Source organism: Anaerosporomusa subterranea, assembly GCF_001611555.1.
Classification (GTDB): domain Bacteria; phylum Bacillota; class Negativicutes; order Sporomusales; family Acetonemataceae; genus Anaerosporomusa; species Anaerosporomusa subterranea.
Window position 1 is genome coordinate 23,538 of record NZ_LSGP01000026.1, and the last position, 16,887, is coordinate 40,424.

General features: G+C 45.0%; 21 protein-coding genes, 1 pseudogene and 1 riboswitch. All 22 genes and pseudogenes read left to right on the top strand.

Annotation, left to right across the window (positions count from 1 at the left end; genetic code table 11):
* The 22 genes and pseudogenes from AXX12_RS16890 (at position 1) to AXX12_RS17000 (ending at position 16,775) form a co-directional block, all read left to right on the top strand.
* On the top strand, positions 1-1,014 hold the full coding sequence (locus tag AXX12_RS16890) for a branched-chain amino acid ABC transporter permease (protein WP_066245288.1): 1,014 nt from the start codon (positions 1-3) through the stop codon (positions 1,012-1,014).
* Positions 992-1,762: an ABC transporter ATP-binding protein gene (locus AXX12_RS16895; RefSeq protein WP_066245290.1), complete on the top strand. Its 771-nt coding sequence runs from the start codon at positions 992-994 to the stop codon at positions 1,760-1,762. Before AXX12_RS16890 ends, AXX12_RS16895 begins: the two co-directional genes overlap by 23 nt.
* On the top strand, positions 1,756-2,460 hold the full coding sequence (locus AXX12_RS16900) for an ABC transporter ATP-binding protein (protein ID WP_066245292.1): 705 nt from the start codon (positions 1,756-1,758) through the stop codon (positions 2,458-2,460). Before AXX12_RS16895 ends, AXX12_RS16900 begins: the two co-directional genes overlap by 7 nt.
* Complete coding sequence (locus AXX12_RS16905) at positions 2,460-3,287, top strand: 4Fe-4S binding protein (protein ID WP_066245294.1); 828 nt, start codon at positions 2,460-2,462, stop codon at positions 3,285-3,287. Before AXX12_RS16900 ends, AXX12_RS16905 begins: the two co-directional genes overlap by 1 nt.
* A complete protein-coding gene (locus AXX12_RS16910) occupies positions 3,280-4,089 on the top strand; it encodes a creatininase family protein (protein ID WP_066245296.1) in 810 nt (269 codons plus the stop codon). Before AXX12_RS16905 ends, AXX12_RS16910 begins: the two co-directional genes overlap by 8 nt.
* A complete protein-coding gene (locus AXX12_RS16915; protein WP_066245298.1) occupies positions 4,064-5,785 on the top strand; it encodes an FAD-binding protein in 1,722 nt (573 codons plus the stop codon). Before AXX12_RS16910 ends, AXX12_RS16915 begins: the two co-directional genes overlap by 26 nt.
* Entirely contained in the window at positions 5,763-6,437 is a 675-nt protein-coding gene (locus tag AXX12_RS16920) for a succinate dehydrogenase/fumarate reductase iron-sulfur subunit (RefSeq protein ID WP_197470777.1), read from the top strand. The genes AXX12_RS16915 and AXX12_RS16920 overlap by 23 nt, the downstream gene beginning before the upstream one ends.
* 174 nt (positions 6,438-6,611) lie before the next feature.
* Positions 6,612-6,846, top strand: a pseudogene (locus AXX12_RS16925) (hypothetical protein); the annotation flags it as partial.
* A gap of 129 nt (positions 6,847-6,975) precedes the next feature.
* Entirely contained in the window at positions 6,976-7,167 is a 192-nt protein-coding gene (locus AXX12_RS16930) for a hypothetical protein (protein ID WP_066245305.1), read from the top strand.
* A gap of 94 nt (positions 7,168-7,261) precedes the next feature.
* Positions 7,262-7,540: a hypothetical protein gene (locus tag AXX12_RS16935; protein WP_066245307.1), complete on the top strand. Its 279-nt coding sequence runs from the start codon at positions 7,262-7,264 to the stop codon at positions 7,538-7,540.
* Position 7,541: 1 nt separating this feature from the next.
* On the top strand, positions 7,542-7,985 hold the full coding sequence (locus AXX12_RS16940) for a hypothetical protein (RefSeq protein ID WP_066245310.1): 444 nt from the start codon (positions 7,542-7,544) through the stop codon (positions 7,983-7,985).
* Between the two features lie 418 nt (positions 7,986-8,403).
* Entirely contained in the window at positions 8,404-8,640 is a 237-nt protein-coding gene (locus AXX12_RS16945; RefSeq protein WP_066245312.1) for an SHOCT domain-containing protein, read from the top strand.
* 53 nt (positions 8,641-8,693) lie between these two features.
* Positions 8,694-9,392, top strand: a complete 699-nt coding sequence (locus AXX12_RS16950) for a TVP38/TMEM64 family protein (protein WP_066245314.1) — start codon at positions 8,694-8,696, stop codon at positions 9,390-9,392.
* A gap of 36 nt (positions 9,393-9,428) precedes the next feature.
* A complete protein-coding gene (locus AXX12_RS16955) occupies positions 9,429-10,124 on the top strand; it encodes a response regulator transcription factor (protein WP_066245317.1) in 696 nt (231 codons plus the stop codon).
* Positions 10,121-11,239, top strand: a complete 1,119-nt coding sequence (locus AXX12_RS16960; protein ID WP_066245319.1) for a sensor histidine kinase — start codon at positions 10,121-10,123, stop codon at positions 11,237-11,239. The genes AXX12_RS16955 and AXX12_RS16960 overlap by 4 nt, the downstream gene beginning before the upstream one ends.
* 22 nt (positions 11,240-11,261) lie before the next feature.
* A complete protein-coding gene (locus tag AXX12_RS16965) occupies positions 11,262-11,867 on the top strand; it encodes a class I SAM-dependent methyltransferase (RefSeq protein ID WP_066245321.1) in 606 nt (201 codons plus the stop codon).
* 738 nt (positions 11,868-12,605) lie between these two features.
* Positions 12,606-12,812, top strand: coding sequence for a hypothetical protein (locus AXX12_RS16975; protein WP_066245325.1), 207 nt, complete (start codon positions 12,606-12,608; stop codon positions 12,810-12,812).
* Between the two features lie 287 nt (positions 12,813-13,099).
* Positions 13,100-14,407: a dicarboxylate/amino acid:cation symporter gene (locus tag AXX12_RS16980; RefSeq protein WP_066245327.1), complete on the top strand. Its 1,308-nt coding sequence runs from the start codon at positions 13,100-13,102 to the stop codon at positions 14,405-14,407.
* 393 nt (positions 14,408-14,800) lie between these two features.
* Positions 14,801-15,421 carry a methyltransferase family protein gene (locus AXX12_RS16985; protein ID WP_066245329.1) on the top strand — a complete coding sequence of 207 codons (621 nt, stop codon included), beginning with the start codon at positions 14,801-14,803 and terminating at the stop codon, positions 15,419-15,421.
* An 11-nt stretch (positions 15,422-15,432) separates the two neighbouring features.
* Positions 15,433-15,557, top strand: a riboswitch (cyclic di-AMP (ydaO/yuaA leader).
* A gap of 2 nt (positions 15,558-15,559) precedes the next feature.
* On the top strand, positions 15,560-16,246 hold the full coding sequence (locus AXX12_RS16990; RefSeq protein ID WP_231881940.1) for a C40 family peptidase: 687 nt from the start codon (positions 15,560-15,562) through the stop codon (positions 16,244-16,246).
* Between the two features lie 106 nt (positions 16,247-16,352).
* Entirely contained in the window at positions 16,353-16,544 is a 192-nt protein-coding gene (locus AXX12_RS16995; RefSeq protein WP_066245331.1) for a hypothetical protein, read from the top strand.
* 48 nt (positions 16,545-16,592) lie between these two features.
* Positions 16,593-16,775 (top strand): hypothetical protein, encoded by a 183-nt coding sequence (locus AXX12_RS17000; protein ID WP_066245333.1) that lies wholly within the window; start codon positions 16,593-16,595, stop codon positions 16,773-16,775.
* The last annotated feature ends 112 nt before the right edge of the window (positions 16,776-16,887 follow it).

The window sequence follows — 16,887 nt, forward strand, 5'->3', positions numbered from 1 at the left end:
ATGAACTCACATAAATTATTAATAGGACTTAGCGCATTTCTTGGGGCGGGCGCAATGCTTTTAATCCCTGAGTTGATTGACGATGAGTATGTTTACCATCTGCTTGTTATGGCAAATATATATGTTCTTCTTGCCGTAAGCCTGAATCTGTTAATTGGCTATACAGGGCTGTTTTCACTGGGCCACGCGGCTTTTTACGGTATAGGGGCATATACATCGGCTTTGCTGGCTACAAAGCTTGGCGTTCCTTTTGCACTGGCGCTGCCAGCCAGCGGGGTTGTAACTGCAATTTTTGGTGTCGCCGTCGGTTTCCCGGCGCTACGGCTGCAGGGCATTTTTCTAGCCATTGGCACACTTGGCTTTAATGAAATTATTCGCTTGGTGATGATCAATACTGATTCTATAGGCGGCTCATCGGGTATAGCGGGGATTCCCAAGCCTTCTCTATTCGGTTACAGTATTGCAAGCTCAGAGACGTATTACCTTTTTTCCAGTCTGCTGGTTATTTTCGTATTGATTGTCTTAAGGCGTTTGTTGAATGGCCGCCCAGGGCGGGCACTGATTGCGATTCGTGACAACGAAATGGCGGCAAAGGCGATGGGTATCAATGTTACCCGCTATAAAATTGCTATTTTTGGCATATCGTCATTTTTAGCGGGAGTTTCCGGTAGCTTATTCGCTTATTATATCACCTATGTCAGCCCTGATAATTTTACAACTGCGGAATCTTTTGCGATTGTGGCTATGGTAGCTCTTGGAGGAATGGGGAATCTGTTCGGCTCTGTTGTAGGAGCAGTAGTGCTTAGTATCATACCCGAGATGTTCAGATTCCTTGGGGAATTCAGGAGTATCATTTATGGCTTGACCCTTATACTGATTATGTATCTGCTGCCGCAAGGAATATTGGGGTGGTGCCCTGCAGTAATCAAAAAGCTTGCGCGTGCTGACACTCATGTACGTTTCGCGGAATCCGCAGGGGAGGTGAAGTCCAATGGCGCTGATTCAGGCAAATAATATCAGTAAACAGTTTGGCGGCATCGCTGCTTTGAAAAGTATCAACATAGAAGTTGAGCAGGGAGAAATAAGAGGATTGATTGGTCCAAACGGGGCTGGTAAAACAACGTTCTTTAACGTTCTTGCCGGTAATTACACGCCAACCGCGGGGACGCTGCTTTTTGCCGGTTCTGATATAGGCAAGCTGTCGATTCATGAGCGGGTTTCGTTGGGAATCGTACGGACCTTCCAGAATATTAGACTTTTTTCTTCTATGACGGTATTGGATAATGTAAAAATGGGATACCATGCCAGAACCTCCTCCGGCTGGTTGGCGACAGCTATAGGGCGCCGATGGGTATTTGACGAGGAAAAGCGGCTTAAGGAGAATGCAATTTCCCTACTTGAGCGGTTTGGCATTGAACGAATAGCGGATGAACAAGTTGGCAATTTATCATACGGACATCAGCGCAGAGTTGAGATCGCCCGTGCCATGGCGGCAAAGCCTAAACTCTTGCTTCTGGATGAACCGGCTGCGGGAATGAACGATACGGAAGGCCAGGAATTAGTCAGGCATATACGCGACATTAGGGATCAAGGTGTAACGATTATTATCGTGGAACATGATATGCGGGTCGTAATGTCCGTCTCAGACCACATTTCCGTTTTGGCGCATGGCGAGATTATTGCAGAAGGCGAACCTGAAGCTATACAAGGCAATCAGCGTGTCAACGAGGAGTATCTGGGAAAGGGGAGCGCAGCATGCTGAAAATCGCTAATCTTAAGGCCAGCTACGGAAAAATCCGGGCGGTGCACGAAGTAAGCTTAGAGGTAGGGCAGGGTGAACTTGTTACATTGATTGGCGCGAATGGAGCCGGAAAATCAACTACACTCAAGAGCATAGTGGGACTGGTTCAAGAACGGGAAGGCGAAATTTTTTTTAAAGGCAAAAACATTTCCCAAATCGCCCCGCATAAAGCGTTGGATGCAGGGATAGCTCTTGTTCCTGAAGGCCGTTGGATTTTTCCTGACATTACTGTGGAAGAAAATTTGCGATTGGGCGCTTTCTACCAGTCGAAAAATAAAGTCCAAGAACTTTTAGCAGAGCAGTATGCATTATTTCCTATCCTACGAGAAAGAAGAAATCAGAAAGGTGGGACGCTGAGCGGCGGTGAACAGCAAATGTTAGCCATTGGCCGCGCTCTGATGTCTCAGCCGGAACTCTTGCTGCTTGACGAGCCATCTTTGGGATTGGCACCTATCTTAGTTAATACAGTTTTTCAACTCATTAAGCAAATTAATCAACGCGGTATAGCCGTGCTGTTGGTGGAGCAGAATTCCACTATGGCCCTTGGTATAGCTGATCGCGGTTATGTACTGGAATTAGGGCGAATCGTTTTAGCTGGCGCTAGTACAGAACTGTTAGATAACAAAAGGGTTCAATCGGCATATTTGGGGATAGCGTGATGAACAAGAGCATAGACAGAGAAACTATTATTGCAGAGGCTAAGCAGTTTGGTGCGGAGCTTGTTGGCATAGCACCTGTATCAAGATGGAAAGAATATGGAGACCTCGCGACTGAATACCATCCAGATCGTGTTTGGCCGGCGGCTAAATCCGTAATTGCCATAGGCATGCCGGTATGGCTGCCGATTGTTGATACTGCGCCATCAAATCTTGGACGCGAGTTATACGATACGGTGAATCTACTTTTGGATCAGGTGGCGTATAAGCTTGCTGCGTATTTGAATCGAAACGGATGTCCAGCCATTAGCATCCCGCGAGATGGCTATGGTGATGTTGAAATGCTGCTAACAAAGCCGATTGCCGCTTTTTCTCACGTATGGGCGGCGAAATACGCTGGTTTGGGAACAATCGGCTGGAACCATACTTTGCTTACACCGCAGTACGGGCCCCGTATCAGGCTGGTTTCCGTATTGAGCGGAGTGGAACTGGAACCGGATGCGGTACATAGCGATGATTTTTGTTCCCGCTGTATGCTGTGCAAAAAAAATTGCCCTGTTGGCGCTATTTCAGGCAATGAAAAGTATGCTCACCTTGATCGAATTGCCTGTGCCCGCAATGGGGTTACGCTGAGACAAACATGCCGTAATCCCTGTAATCGATGTATAAAAGTCTGCCCAATAGGAGCGGATAGAAAGCTTTATGACAGCGTGAATGTCAGTAAATATTTTGATGTCTCAAAGGTAGACAAAGCGCAATTCGCCAGTTGGAAGCATATACGAAGCCATGGCGGGCGCCGAATAGAAGGAGAGGACAAAGAATATGAGTGAACTTCGTTCAGTTTGGTTACAGGAGCTGACCTGGGAAGATGTTGCAGATTACCTGCAAGAACAGGATATCATTCTGTTTCCTATCGGCAGTACAGAACAGCATGGGCCTGCCGGTCCGCTCGGAGTTGACAGCTATGCCGCAATCAGCGTGGCGGAAGACACGGCAAGAAAAACTCAGGTACTGGTGGCACCACCGCTTTGGTATGGTGATTCGCCGCATCATTTAGGGTTCCCGGGTACAATTTCCTTGACAACGGAAACTCTGGTAGCCGTTGCGAAAGATGTGATCAGAAGTTTAGCTAAGCACGGATTTAAGAAAATCATTCTTCTTAACGGACATAAAGGTACAAATTTGGCAGCTCTTACCACCGCATGCAGAGGGTTGCATGAATATGAACTGCCGGATGTTTTTCTGGCGTTGGCGGATCCGTTATTTCTTGCAAAAGGCATTTCTCATATTAAAGAGTCGGTTGAGCATCATGCTGGTGAATTGGAAATATCACATGTCTGGTACAAATATCCTTCATTAATTAAAGCAGCTAAGCTCCCTGATACGCAAGTAGATGTTAGAACGATTATGTCTGATTTTGTGCATAATGACTTATTTGGCAAAGGCGGGGACAGTATCGAAGTATTTTGGAATAGCGCCGAACAACGTAAGTTTGCACCATCCGGCTCTTTCTCTGACTCTAGCAAAGCATCGCCTGAGAAGGGAAAAATCTATCATGAGTACATGGTAGACAATCTGAGTAGATTTGTGGAGTGGTTGAAAAAATATGACGGAATTATCGGCAACGATTGAAAGCCTAGTCACCGATGTGCTTGTTGTCGGAGGCGGAGCGGCGGCAGCAATGGCTGCATATGAAGCAAAAAAGCATAATGTGGGTGTCATGATTGTTTCAAAGGGCATACCGCAACATTCCGGGTCGACGGTTATGGCACCTGGGGCTATTGCAGGCGTCGGTTCATGGGCAGTGCCGGGAGATAGTCAACAGGTTCATTTTGAGGATACGATAAGAGGCGGATATGGCCTCAACGACAGAAGCCTTGTTGAAATTCTAGTAAGAGAAAGCCCTAAGCTCATCTTGGAGTTGGAGAAGCTTGGCGCCTTATGGCAGCGGGATGAAAGCGGGAAAAACTATGCGTTGCGAATTGACGGGGGCCACTCTTTTCCTCGCTGCCCTTTTATTGAGGACCGTACCGGCAGGGAAATGCTGCGAACATTATTTGGGCAAGTATCCAAAATGGGGATTCCTGTATACGCGAATATTGTGGTAATAAAGATACTCATTTTTAATGGCCGGGCAACCGGTGCTGTGGGGATGGATATTAGAACCGGCGGCTTGGTTGTCATTCGTGCGAAGGCAGTTATTTTGGCGACTGGTGGAGCCGGTAATGTGTATTCAAACACAAGCAATCCGACGGATATTACAGGTGATGGCTTTGCGTTGGCTTTAGATGCCGGCGCCGAGTTAATGGATATGGAATTTGTCCAATTTTTCCCTTTAGGCTTCGTGCGGCCGGCATCTTTGCGAGGTACGCTTGGCGCACTCCTTTATTATGTACATTTACGTAATAATAAAGGCGAAAGATTTATGAGTAAATATGATGCAGAACATCTCGAATTATCTACTCGTGACAGGGTTGCCCGCGCAATGGTAAAAGAAGTTGCCGAAGGATCAGGTGGACCGAACGGCGGCGTTTATGCCGATATGACCTATCATCCGGCAGGATATTTGGCAAAGATGCAACCGGCGTTAGTAAAAACGTACTTAAAAATAGGGATTAATCCAGAGAAAGAATGGCTGGAAGTAGCTCCTACTTGTCACTTTATTATGGGTGGTTTGCGAGTGAATTCAGACTGGCGGACGAAAATACCCGGATTATATGCAATCGGAGAATGTGCCGCTGGTGTACATGGCGCAAACAGACTCAGCCAGAATGCTTTAGCAGAAGTTCTCGTCAGCGGATCTGTGGCGGGACGGGTCGCAGCTACCTCAGAAGCAGAACAATCCCTACTGCCGATCGATTCAGACGCAGTGCGGAACGTAGAGACGATGATCAAATCTTTCTTTTCAACCAAGAAGAGTGACAGTCCAAATCAGTTACGCAGCAAGCTTCAGACCGTAATGTGGGATAATGCTGGCGTTGTACGTTCAGCCAAACGTCTGAATAAGGCTTTAAATGAAATAGAGAACATCAAGTTGTTACTTGCTCAACAAAAGTGTACACTAGCTTCTTGCAAATATAATCAGGAATTAGTCCAAGGGATTGAAAATTATTTCCTCGCCACTACCGCTGAAGCAATCATTCATTCCGCTTTGCATCGGGAAGAAAGTCGTGGGGGACATTTCCGGGAGGATTTTCCCGACAGAGATGACGTTAATTGGATTAAACATGTAATTATCAAGAGACCCCAGGGTGGTGCGATGGAGGTATCCTTTACGCAAGGCTTAAATGATCAGGGAGAATGTGATGATGGTACAGGGAAAAGTTAATATCTTCCGATTCGATCGAGAACATGATATAAAACCGCGTTATGAAAAGTTCGATTTTCCGTTTGAAAGCGGCATGACGATATTAGATGTGCTCATATATGTCAGAGATCATTGTGATAATACATTGAGCTTTAGCTACTGCTGCCGTAACCGGCATTGCGGTCTTTGCGGCGTTGTTGCCAATGGGGTTCCGTGTTTAGCCTGTCACGAAGCTGCAGAGCAAGAACTTACAATTGAGCCGTTGGACAAACAGACTGTTGTACGGGATTTGATTATTGACCAAAGTGTTTATAATTCGCGGGTCGAGAAGCTTAGGTTGTTTCTGTGCCGAGAGAACATTGATGGCGTAGTGCTGCCAGAATATATCAATGTAGAAGATTTTGAACAGATCAAGGTTGCGAGTCGCTGTGTGGAGTGTAAATGTTGCGATGCTGCTTGCCCATTGAATCGAGCGGACAGTCATTTCCTTGGGCCATCAGGATTTGTTCTTCTGGCCAGGCATTTTTTTGATCCTAGAGATGAACTGGATCGTAATTATTTGCTGAAAAACGGCCAAATTGAACAGTGTGTTCACTGTGGGCGCTGCAGCAATGTTTGTCCGCACAATGTTGATCCGGAAGGCGTTATAAGCAGGCTGCAGGAGTGCCGATAGAACTTTAACTTTCGATGCTATCGGATCGACCGTATCGGAAAGGTATGCCGATTCAATTTGCGCTAGAAGAAATTCATTGCGGTTCTGGCAAGCAAATTGACCCTGTGTAATAGTGCAGGCTGAAAAAGTCTTTTTACATAAGCAGTCAAATTGCCACGGGGGCGAGAGGTGCGAATGGGAACAGTTAATGTTGGATTTGCTATTTGGACAGGTACTGATGTGGCGATTGAAGCGGCTGATATTACGCTCATGCACGGTGATCTGAATCTACAACTCAGTGGGGTATTCCGATTGCTGCCGCAGGCTACTTGTGCCGATGATTGCGGGCGCCGCTATGGCATTCAGCTCGGTTTCGGTAGTGCTTAATGCATTGCGTCTAAAACGGTTTGTTCCTATTCAGCATAAGTAACCAAGAAGAGACTAGAAAAGCTGTCATGTTGGTAGCTTTTCTAGTCTCTTCTCAACAAAAGCAGATATTCTTCATCAGTTTTTCAATACTTCCTGTTATAGTAAAGGTAGAAAAAAGGAGGGCTAGTAAATGGAGTGGCAAGATATTCTACAGTATGGTCTTCTTATCGGCGCGATGTTTTTGATGATGCGATTCGGGGGATGCTGCGGCGGGCATAGCCATGGCTCAGACAAATCGAATGAACATAAATCTGGGTGCTGTGGCGGGAGCCAAACTAACAAAGAAACAGAGACCACCAGAAAAGACCCTGTGAAAGGCTGAGTAAGGAGATATTTTAGGCGTAGAGAGCGTAGGCAATGGTGACACGCTCTTTGTCTGTCATAGGCAATACTATTTCCGCAATGGAGGAATTGGAATGTCAGAACGAATGAACTTGCAAGATGTGCTTAGAGATTATGGTGTTCCGCTGGCGACACTCAATGTCACGGCTTCGATGAGTGATTGCCAGGAGCTTCGGGAACGTCTGATGGATATCCGTAGCCTGAATCAGGGGAAAGAGCAAGGCTACTTGGAAGTCGCCTGCACTATCTACATTGATGTCCATGACATTGACCGCTACCTATCAGGAGAACTGCCGAATCTGGCCGAAATATATACTTTCCCCGAAGACGTAAAGACCTATAAGGAGGAGTAAGGTGAAAAAACTGTTGTTACTAACATTCGTTTTCGTATTTGCTGTCAATGCTATCGGCTTTGCTGCTGTTGGTGGTTCAAAGCCCAGGATGTCGTCGCCGTCGAGGCCTTCCACAACCCAGACCGCGCCGCCCCCTGCCAGCAGTTACAAACCATCCGCGCCTGCCAGTAGCTATACCGAAAAGGCTCCGGCAGCCAAGGCCGCAACGCCGCAGTCGGCGCAGCAGACCACAAGCGGCGGATTTATGAGAAATATCGGTTTGCTTGGCGGCGGTATGCTGCTGGGCGGTTTGCTAGGTAATATGTTCGGTTTCGGCCAAACGGACATGTTTGCTAACCTAATGGGCATCTTATTCAATATCCTAATTCTGGCTGCAGTTTTTATGGCCGGACGATATGTCTGGAATAAGATGACGAACCGCGACTGCAGAAGTGAGAGAAAATGAGTTAACTATTGCGCATCAAAAACTATAGAGAATATAGGAGGAAAACGAGATAGAAAACTTGATTATGGAGGCATACCAGAAAGCCAAGACGAAAGACTTTTTTTCAATTACAACGATATTGGAGAGGTGTCATAGCCGCTTCGGTTAATATAGAATAATATTAGCCTAGTCCAGTCCTAGGCTAATATTATGTAACTCTATTGTTTTATGCATAGAGTATTTATTATATAGACCTGACTTAGAAATGGAGCGTGAGCTGTTTCGCCCCATTTCTGTTTTTTGGATAAAACGATAGTATCTTAAGGGGCGATAATATTTTCTTTATTTCTACAAAATCGCATAAGTTGTCTACAAAATATTCATGATATATTCATAGTTTGATTATATAATGGAATATAAAGGGGGATGAGCATAATTGATGAGCATCGGTTATAACGGATTTTGGGGCTGGTTAAGTATGGGTTTAGGCATAGTCATTCATGTTGCTTTTGCCGCGATGGTCGTACTGTCAGCCATTTGGCTATATAAAAAGGTGATGTCTGGATCAACAAGAGAAAGAAAATCCGAAACTGCGCTTGATATTCTCCAGCAGCGATTGGCAAAAGGCGAAATCAGTGTTGAAGAGTACCGCACAATGCGACAGGAACTGGAGTAAAGATAAGCCCTCCGATGAGAGGGCTTGATCTATACAGTAATGGGGTTGATAGGATGAGACATAGTCGCTGGATTAAGTTTGGATCGCTATTTGCGCTTCTCGTTAGTATTGGAATATTTCATTTAGCTTTGCCCGAGGTATCGACTCGGCTATGGTCATTAATCGTTGGCGGTGACGTAGCAGCACTAGTTGATTTCCTACGGTCATTCGGCGCTTGGGCGATGGTCATCAGTGTGGTGATTGATGTAATCATTAATGCCACAGGCGTCTTACCATCTATTGTGATTTCTACGGCAAATGGCATTCTTTTCGGTATTGTTCCGGGAATTTTGATATCTTGGATAGCGGAATGCATGGGTGTAACCATCAGTTTTCTGCTTATGCGCGGTCTGTTTCGCGATGAAGCAAAGAAGTTAGTTGATAAAAGTTCGATGTTAAAAAAAGTGGACGAGCTTAGTGGACGCAATGGATTCAGGGTAATGCTTTTGGCTCGGATGGTACCGTACTTTCCCTCTGGCATCATCACCGCTTTAGGAGCTCTCAGCAGCATCAGTTTAAAAGACTACATTTTCGCCAATTTAATTGGGAAACTCCCATCAACTGCCTTGGAAGTAGTGATTGGATACGATATAGTCAATTATCAGGAAAATTCGGGTTGGTTGTCGGTAATTGCCATTCTTCTTGCTAGCGCATATGGCATTAATGCTTGGTTAAACAACAGAAGAAAACGGCGTAGTCAAGAAGAGAATTGATTAGATGCCAGTAATGTATAGGTTGGAGGGGTGGATATGAGTAAGCTTACAGTAGTACTCGTCGACGATGACGAAAAGATCGCTAAATTATTACGAGCGTACTTTGAAACGGAAGGCTTTGCCGTACTGGTTGCCCGTGATGGCTACACTGCTCTCGATACGATTCAGAGCCAGAATCCGGATCTAGTTGTTTTAGACCTAATGCTGCCAGGAATCGATGGCTATGAAGTCTGCCGGCGAGTCAGAAAAGAGTCGGATGTGCCAATCATCATGCTTACAGCCCGTGATGAGGAAACTGATCGTCTAATTGGCTTGGAAATCGGAGCAGACGATTATGTCTCTAAACCTTTTAGTCCTAGAGAAGTCGTCGCTCGTGCCAAGGTGATATTGCGACGGGTTCACAAAGTTCCGGCAAAGCCGGAACCAATCAAGACAGGCTCACTGATCATTGATCCGGAACAATTTGAGGTGCGACACAATGGGGTTGTTTTAGAGCTAACTCCGACTGAGTTCAAACTGTTAGAGCTATTTGCCACAAATCCTGGACGCGTCTTCAGTCGATTTCAGATTGTTGAGCGGATACAAGGCGGGGCTTTTGAAGGATACGAGAGAACAATCGATGCGCATATAAAGAATTTGAGAAAGAAGCTGGGAGACAACCCTAAAGCCCCGAGTCTGATTCTTACTGTTTATGGTATCGGCTATAAATTCAAAAGTGGAGAACTACAATGAGCATAACGTATCGTTATAGCCTACTCATGTCTCTGTTGATTACGATTACTGTTCTTATGCTGACCTATTTTGCGAATTACCAAATGGAGACTCACTTCCGAGAGTATTTAGTTGAACGGCAAATATACATCAGTCAGAATCCAGATGGAATCACAACAATTGACATGGTGATGGGGCCGATTGAGTTAACGATGCTGTCCTCGGTGCATCAGTCGTTGCTTTGGATTGGAATAGGGATGATTATAGTAGGACTTGCCGCCAGTTACGTTTTGGCAAGGGATATCACTGTACCCTTGCGTAAACTTAATCTTGGAGCCCAGGCAGTGGCTTCAGGGCAGTACGATTATCAAGTTCCTGTTGTAACCAATGATGAAGTCGGGCAATTGGCAGGAGCGTTTAATCAGATGTCCAAGTCTCTGGCAGAAAACCAGGTACTTCGTCAAAAACTATTTGTAGATATCGCCCATGAAATGAAGACTCCATTAGCAATCATACAAGGTAATCTCGAAGGCATTTTAGACGGAGTGATTGAGGCGAATCCTGATCAGATTAAGTCTCTACTTGAAGAAACGGTGCATCTAAATCGGATCATTGTTGATCTTAGAGATTTGTCTTTAGCAGAGGCTGGACAATTAGTATTGGAAAAAACGCCAACAGATATTAACACCTTAATCTCCCGTAGCGTCCAAATGCTTCAGCCTTTGGCAGAAGATAAACAAGTGGCTCTTAAGCAAATGCTGGGGGCTGTCCCTGAATTGCAGGTTGATGCAGGCCGAATGATACAGGTGATTTACAATCTGCTGACTAATGCAATCCGTTACACACCTGAGAATGGTTTAGTCACTATATCTAGTTCACAGGTCTCTGAAAAAGGAGCGGACTGGGTTAGAATTCAGGTTCAGGATACCGGAATTGGCATGAAGGCAGAGGATTTGTCGTTCGTCTTTAATCATTTTTACCGGGCAGACGCTTCACGTGACCGAAAGAGCGGTGGTGCTGGATTAGGACTGGCCATTGTAAAACAGTTAGTTGAGCGGCATCAAGGCTACGTAACTGTATCAAGCGTACTTGGGCAAGGGAGTTTGTTTGAAGTTTATTTGCCTCACAAATCCTAATACAAAATATCTTTAGGAGTGAATGTCGGTGGATGCTACTGAAATAATCAGACGTAGGTATAATCGTACCGCATTGTTCTATGACTGGATGGATCAGATGATTTCTCCTACCCTCCGGGAAAAAGTGATTTCTCTGGCGAGTGGCAAGGCCCTTGAAATTGGGGTCGGGACTGGGAAAAATCTTAAATATTATTCACCTGATTGTGACGTGATTGGCATTGATTTTAGTCCAGGTATGCTACAGCAAGCACGTAAAAAAATGACCAGTGCAAAGGCGTCGGTACAACTGCTGGAGATGGATGCGCAAAACCTGCAATTCGCTGACAACACTTTTGATACTGTGACTGCCACTTGCGTCTTTTGCTCTGTCCCTGATCCAGTTCGGGGACTATTAGAGGCTAAGCGGGTGTGTAAACCAGATGGTAAAATTATTTTACTTGAACATGTACGCAGTGACAACCCGGTTCTGGGGTGGCTGATGGATGCTATTAATCCGGTTAGTTTGCATTTAGTCGGTTCAAATATCAATCGTAGGACAGTAGACAACATCTTGGAGGCGGGCCTTACTATCGAGCAGGACATAAACGTATCTGCTAACATCTTAAAATTGATTATTGCACGGCCTTGATCACAAGGCATGATAGTTTTCCCCCAATGGCAAAGACCTCTCGTGCTTAACCCGAGAGGTCTTTGCCATTGGCTTGCGGATGTAAAAACTTTGCTTTGGAATCGTATATGTATGCGTTATTATCGCCGCCACCATAATTCGGGGTACTGCGAATAATCTGGTATTCCTTTGTGATAACACCATCCACTTTAGTGTAAACGATATCATCTGCAGTCCATCCTTCAATCGGCTGCCGACAACTTGCTTAGTGTAGAGCGTAGGATTGCGGTCGATAGAAGTATATACCGGACCGCTTTCACTACCGCCTGCGCTTACAATAGTTTTAGTTTGGGCTTGATCAAGTCTGTATCGAGCAGAAGTGAATTTGCTGAAGTAACTCCCGTGATCATAACGAGGGCTGACATAACACTTAAAGTAACCAATGTCTTTTTCATGGATGCACCGCAGGGGCTTTTACTGCACCATGGACACTTGTAAATAACCATCTCTTCATGATTGTAGTATACCGACTTAAGGTGAAAGCGTAATGAATAATTTGCGAAGATCGTATGCTATTTCAGTTTCTTGGTCAAAGTGCAGAACGAAATGGAGCAATCATCACCTTTACGCCCATATATTTATTTCAATCGATCAATTATGAAAATAGAGCAAGTTTTTCACAAGAAATTCATCAGATATTCAGAGGTTTTTTGTATGATGTAGGAAGAAATTACTAGAAAATAAGGGGGAATAGATACTGTGAAAAAGTTAGCTCTAGTTGCTACCTTGGCCTTCGTTTTAACTGGCTTTGCATCGACGGTATTTGCCGGTGAGGGCAATTACATCCAGGAGAAAATAATTCGAGATACTGAGAAACGTATTGTCGAAAAGGAAAAGGAGGCAGGGAAGAACCAAGTCCAGGCATCTGATTGTTGCGAAATTTCTCCCCAAAAAGAGAACAAATAGTTTTGTACTCCGTATACTGAACTGAGGATTGGCTTTGGGTCAATTCTTCGTTCTTGAATTATTACAGAAAAGGTTCCATTGACATGTGCGTTTACATACGATAAAGTAACTTAGCCAATTTAATTTAATGACTGATTGGACGTCCAAAGGTCAAGACATTCCTCTACGAGGGACGTCTTGACCTTTTTGTTTGCGTGGGAGAGGAAGTGAGATTTATGTGTTGTATCATGCAGAGGACGGGGAAAGATGATTAAGCGATTAGTTATGTATTAGAAAGGAGCTTATTTATGAATTTTGGAATGATTGTTTCCGCCATTGTCATAGCAATACTATACGGATTAGCCGTTAAAAGAGTAGGTTTTGGCACTCGGGTGTTTATTGGCATGATTGCGGGTGTTACTGTTGGAATACTGTTCAAAGAGCAGTCCGCCAATATAGGCACTATTGGACAGGTTTATATTAACCTTATTAAGATGCTCGTTATGCCGTTGGTGGCAGCTTCTATTATATCCAGCATCACCACTTTGTCTGACCCAGGGAAGTTGAAACAGATAGGCTTAAAAACGGTATCCCTATTTTTGGTAACTACTGCAATAGCCGCCAGCATTGGCTTAGGCGTTGCTTTACTACTCGATCCTGGATCTGGCGTGCAGTTTACAGCCAATGCTTCATTTAAGGCACGTGAAGTTCCGGCCTTCAGCAAGGTACTCTTAGACTTGGTGCCTGCCAATCCGGTAGCGGAAATGGCCAATGGCAAAGTCATACCAGTTATTGTTTTTGCATTATTTTTCGCTGTTGCAATTATTATCGAGAGTGCCAAGTCACCGGAGAGTATGAGACCGGTTAAAGAATTTATTAATTCCTTTACCAAGGTGATGTTCCGGGTTACTGGACTGGTTGTCCGTTTTACGCCCTACGGTGTGTTTGGTTTGATGGTAACTATGTCTGGCAAATATGGGTTAGCCACATTATTACCTTTGGGGAAAGTGATTGTAGCGGTGTATATTGCCTGCGCCGTTCATATGCTAATTACCTATGGCAGTTTAGTTGCCTTTGTAGTCAAGGTTAATCCTCTCCAGTTTCTGCGAAAAATTTATCCGGTGCTAGCGGTAGCATTCACGACGCGCAGTAGTTATGCCACCTTGCCAGTGAATTTAGAGGTCATTACTAAACGATTAAAGGTATCAGGGAAAGTAGCCAGCTTTGTGGCCCCCTTAGGTGCTACAATGAATATGAATGGTTGCGGTGGTTTATGGCCAGCTATTGTAGCGGTTTTTGTAGCTCGTGTTTTTGGTATCGAACTAACAATTGCTGATTATTTTCTGATTGTTGCCTCTGCTACAATAGCCTCGATCGGAACGGCAGGTATTCCGGGACCTGCGTCGATCTCTACGACGGTGGTACTAGCCAGTCTGGGGCTTCCTCTTGAAGGAATGGCCATTGTGCTTGGCATTGACCCGATTGTTGATATGGCCCGTACGGCTGTCAATGCATCAGGCACTACTGTAGCATCGTTGGTAATAGCTGATAATGCAGGTGAGTTTGATCGGTCGGCTTATGCCAGGTCAGAGGCTGAGGAACTGGATATTGCATAGAAATAGATAAGGCGGAAATATCAGAGTTGTTGTTTATCCTGTTGCCCAAACGAGAGTTCGATATAGTGACACAACAAAGCAGCCCTTTTAGTAGGGCTGCTTTGCTATGTGCCTGCCGGCTTTCTTGGCATATCTCGAATAATTCTTGAACTACATATCAGGAGAACTGTTGATTTTAATGCAATGACGGAAAAAATTCATGACTTATTCACATCATATTCATCAGATATTAATACTTGTTTGTTAAAGTATACATGGGTGGTTAACACCACCTCCTCAGTAGTAAATGACCTAGTAGCACTTTTACTAGGTCCCTTTTTTACAATAGCTTGGTTGTCTGAATAGATAGATGACAGCCAATTGATATAACACGATGAATAAGGAGTGGCTGTCATGTGGGGTTATGGCCTTTGGGGCGCTGTAGTGGTTAATTCGTTAATCTTTATTATTTTTGCACTGAGTTTTACCCGGCCGCGCAACGTTCGGGATTGGCGATCCTTTGGAGCGTTTTCCGCGTTTATCATCACGTTATTCACGGAAATGTATGGGTTTCCGCTCACGATCTATCTTCTCTCCGGTTGGTTGGGAACACATTTTCCAGAACTAAACTTTTCTCATGGTGGCGGACATTTATGGTACACCCTCTTAGGGATGACAGGTGATCCCCACACCAGTTGGATTCACACCGTTAGTGAAGTGTTCATTACAGGCGGGCTAATCTTCTTAGGGTTCACTTGGCGCTATTTGCACAAAGCACAACAGAATAATTCAGTTGCGATGACAGGGCCATACAAATATGTTAGGCATCCTCAGTATGTTGCGTTTATCGCGATGATGCTAGGATTCTTAATTCAATGGCCGACGATACTGACAGTATTAATGTTCCCCGTACTGGTTCGTATGTATCTATGGCTTTCCAAGCGGGAAGAACAAGAAGCCATTGAACAGTTCGGTGATGAGTATATCGAGTACGCGGCGAGGACGCCACGCTTTATCCCTTGGCTTAAGCCATAATCGTTTCCAAAATCTTAACAATGCCGAATCCGAAAGGTACGGGGGAACCAACATTGGGGTGAAGCATGGAACCATGCGGGGTCAGCCTTTGGCCCTAACCCGACAGCTAACCTCGAAGGCAGAGAAAGGCGGATTCAATTGAAAGTCCTTTTTAGAGCAAGTTGGATACTGGTTTATTTTGCGCTGACGATTCAGCTAGGAAGCTTGGCGGTCGCAAGCGCCGCCAGCTTGAAACCTGGTGACTCGGGTTCAGAGGTTCGAATTCTGCAAGAACAACTACAGAAAATGCAGTATGAGATTAGTGAGGTTGATGGTGTTTACGGAATCCAAACCCAACAGGCAGTCGAGCAGTACCAAATGTCAGTTGGTTTAGAGGTAGATGATATCGTTGGGGCTGAGACCTGGGAAGCGCTGCGTGCCTCCCGTGCTGGTGTAAACCGAAGTTTTAGTCGCAGGTTAAACGCAAACGGGATCCTTTCATTTGCTAAGCGTTTCATTGGAGTACCCTATCTGTGGGGTGGAAACTCTCCTGCGGGCTTTGATTGTTCAGGCTTTACTCAATATGTGTTCCGTGCCAGTGGAATTTCGCTACCACGGACTGCCGATGTCCAATTTCAAGTAGGAATTCCTATACGTTATGATCAGCTAAAGTCGGGCGATCTCGTGTTTTTCAGTACCTATGAGCCCGGGCCATCTCACAATGGAATTTATCTTGGTGATGGCAATTTTATCAGTGCCACATCAAGTAGGGGTATAGCAATTGATCGTATGAGCAGTCCTTACTGGAGCTCACGGTATGTGGGGGCCAGGAGGGTTATCGGGTAAACGAATTCGGTTAAAAAGAAAATGATTATACTCTTCCAAAATTCATTAGTTATTCACTTTTCCCTGTTATAATGAGCCATATTCTCTATCAGGAGGTGAATGCGAGATGAACATGGGCGGAGTAGCTGGTGGTGCAGGCATGTCTGGTATGGCAGGTTGCAGTGGCAGTCAGCACAGTCAGATGGCAAGCGGCGCTATGAATAAAGATAGCGAAAACAGAAAGACAACCCTAGCCAGCAAGGGAACCCCTAAAAACCTTGAACCAAATCTGGGCGGGGAAATCGATATTGCTGTATAGAGTACATAGAGTTAAAACTTAAATATATTCTCTTAGGGAGGTTTGTTTATGAAGATGTTCACTAAATTCGTTTTTGCTAGTCTTATGGTTGCATTCGTTCTTGGTACGGTCGTAAGTCCGGTAATGACGCCGGCATTCGCCGCAGCACAGAGTACTGATCAACCTGCTGACCAAGAACAGCAAAAACCACCAGCAGATAATGGCTCTGCTCATTCCGGCCACCATGGCTAGCAGTTTAAAGACAGCCGAACAAGCCCCCTCGTCGGATGGATGTTCGGCTGTTTTCTTTAACATAGCTAGACCAGAGATGCCGTCTATTGTTCGATCAATACAGGTTAGAAGA

Bases quoted from the DNA above. Each gene is read 5' to 3' on its own strand.
- AXX12_RS16890 (WP_066245288.1), top strand. From the start codon at position 1: ATGAACTCACATAAATTATTAATAGGACTTAGCGCATTTCTTGGGGCG.
- AXX12_RS16895 (WP_066245290.1), top strand. From the start codon at position 992: ATGGCGCTGATTCAGGCAAATAATATCAGTAAACAGTTTGGCGGCATC.
- AXX12_RS16900 (WP_066245292.1), top strand. From the start codon at position 1,756: ATGCTGAAAATCGCTAATCTTAAGGCCAGCTACGGAAAAATCCGGGCG.
- AXX12_RS16905 (WP_066245294.1), top strand. From the start codon at position 2,460: ATGAACAAGAGCATAGACAGAGAAACTATTATTGCAGAGGCTAAGCAG.
- AXX12_RS16910 (WP_066245296.1), top strand. From the start codon at position 3,280: ATGAGTGAACTTCGTTCAGTTTGGTTACAGGAGCTGACCTGGGAAGAT.
- AXX12_RS16915 (WP_066245298.1), top strand. From the start codon at position 4,064: ATGACGGAATTATCGGCAACGATTGAAAGCCTAGTCACCGATGTGCTT.
- AXX12_RS16920 (WP_197470777.1), top strand. From the start codon at position 5,763: ATGATGGTACAGGGAAAAGTTAATATCTTCCGATTCGATCGAGAACAT.
- AXX12_RS16930 (WP_066245305.1), top strand. From the start codon at position 6,976: ATGGAGTGGCAAGATATTCTACAGTATGGTCTTCTTATCGGCGCGATG.
- AXX12_RS16935 (WP_066245307.1), top strand. From the start codon at position 7,262: ATGTCAGAACGAATGAACTTGCAAGATGTGCTTAGAGATTATGGTGTT.
- AXX12_RS16945 (WP_066245312.1), top strand. From the start codon at position 8,404: ATGAGCATCGGTTATAACGGATTTTGGGGCTGGTTAAGTATGGGTTTA.
- AXX12_RS16950 (WP_066245314.1), top strand. From the start codon at position 8,694: ATGAGACATAGTCGCTGGATTAAGTTTGGATCGCTATTTGCGCTTCTC.
- AXX12_RS16955 (WP_066245317.1), top strand. From the start codon at position 9,429: ATGAGTAAGCTTACAGTAGTACTCGTCGACGATGACGAAAAGATCGCT.
- AXX12_RS16960 (WP_066245319.1), top strand. From the start codon at position 10,121: ATGAGCATAACGTATCGTTATAGCCTACTCATGTCTCTGTTGATTACG.
- AXX12_RS16965 (WP_066245321.1), top strand. From the start codon at position 11,262: ATGTCGGTGGATGCTACTGAAATAATCAGACGTAGGTATAATCGTACC.
- AXX12_RS16980 (WP_066245327.1), top strand. From the start codon at position 13,100: ATGAATTTTGGAATGATTGTTTCCGCCATTGTCATAGCAATACTATAC.
- AXX12_RS16985 (WP_066245329.1), top strand. From the start codon at position 14,801: ATGTGGGGTTATGGCCTTTGGGGCGCTGTAGTGGTTAATTCGTTAATC.
- AXX12_RS16995 (WP_066245331.1), top strand. From the start codon at position 16,353: ATGAACATGGGCGGAGTAGCTGGTGGTGCAGGCATGTCTGGTATGGCA.
- AXX12_RS17000 (WP_066245333.1), top strand. From the start codon at position 16,593: ATGAAGATGTTCACTAAATTCGTTTTTGCTAGTCTTATGGTTGCATTC.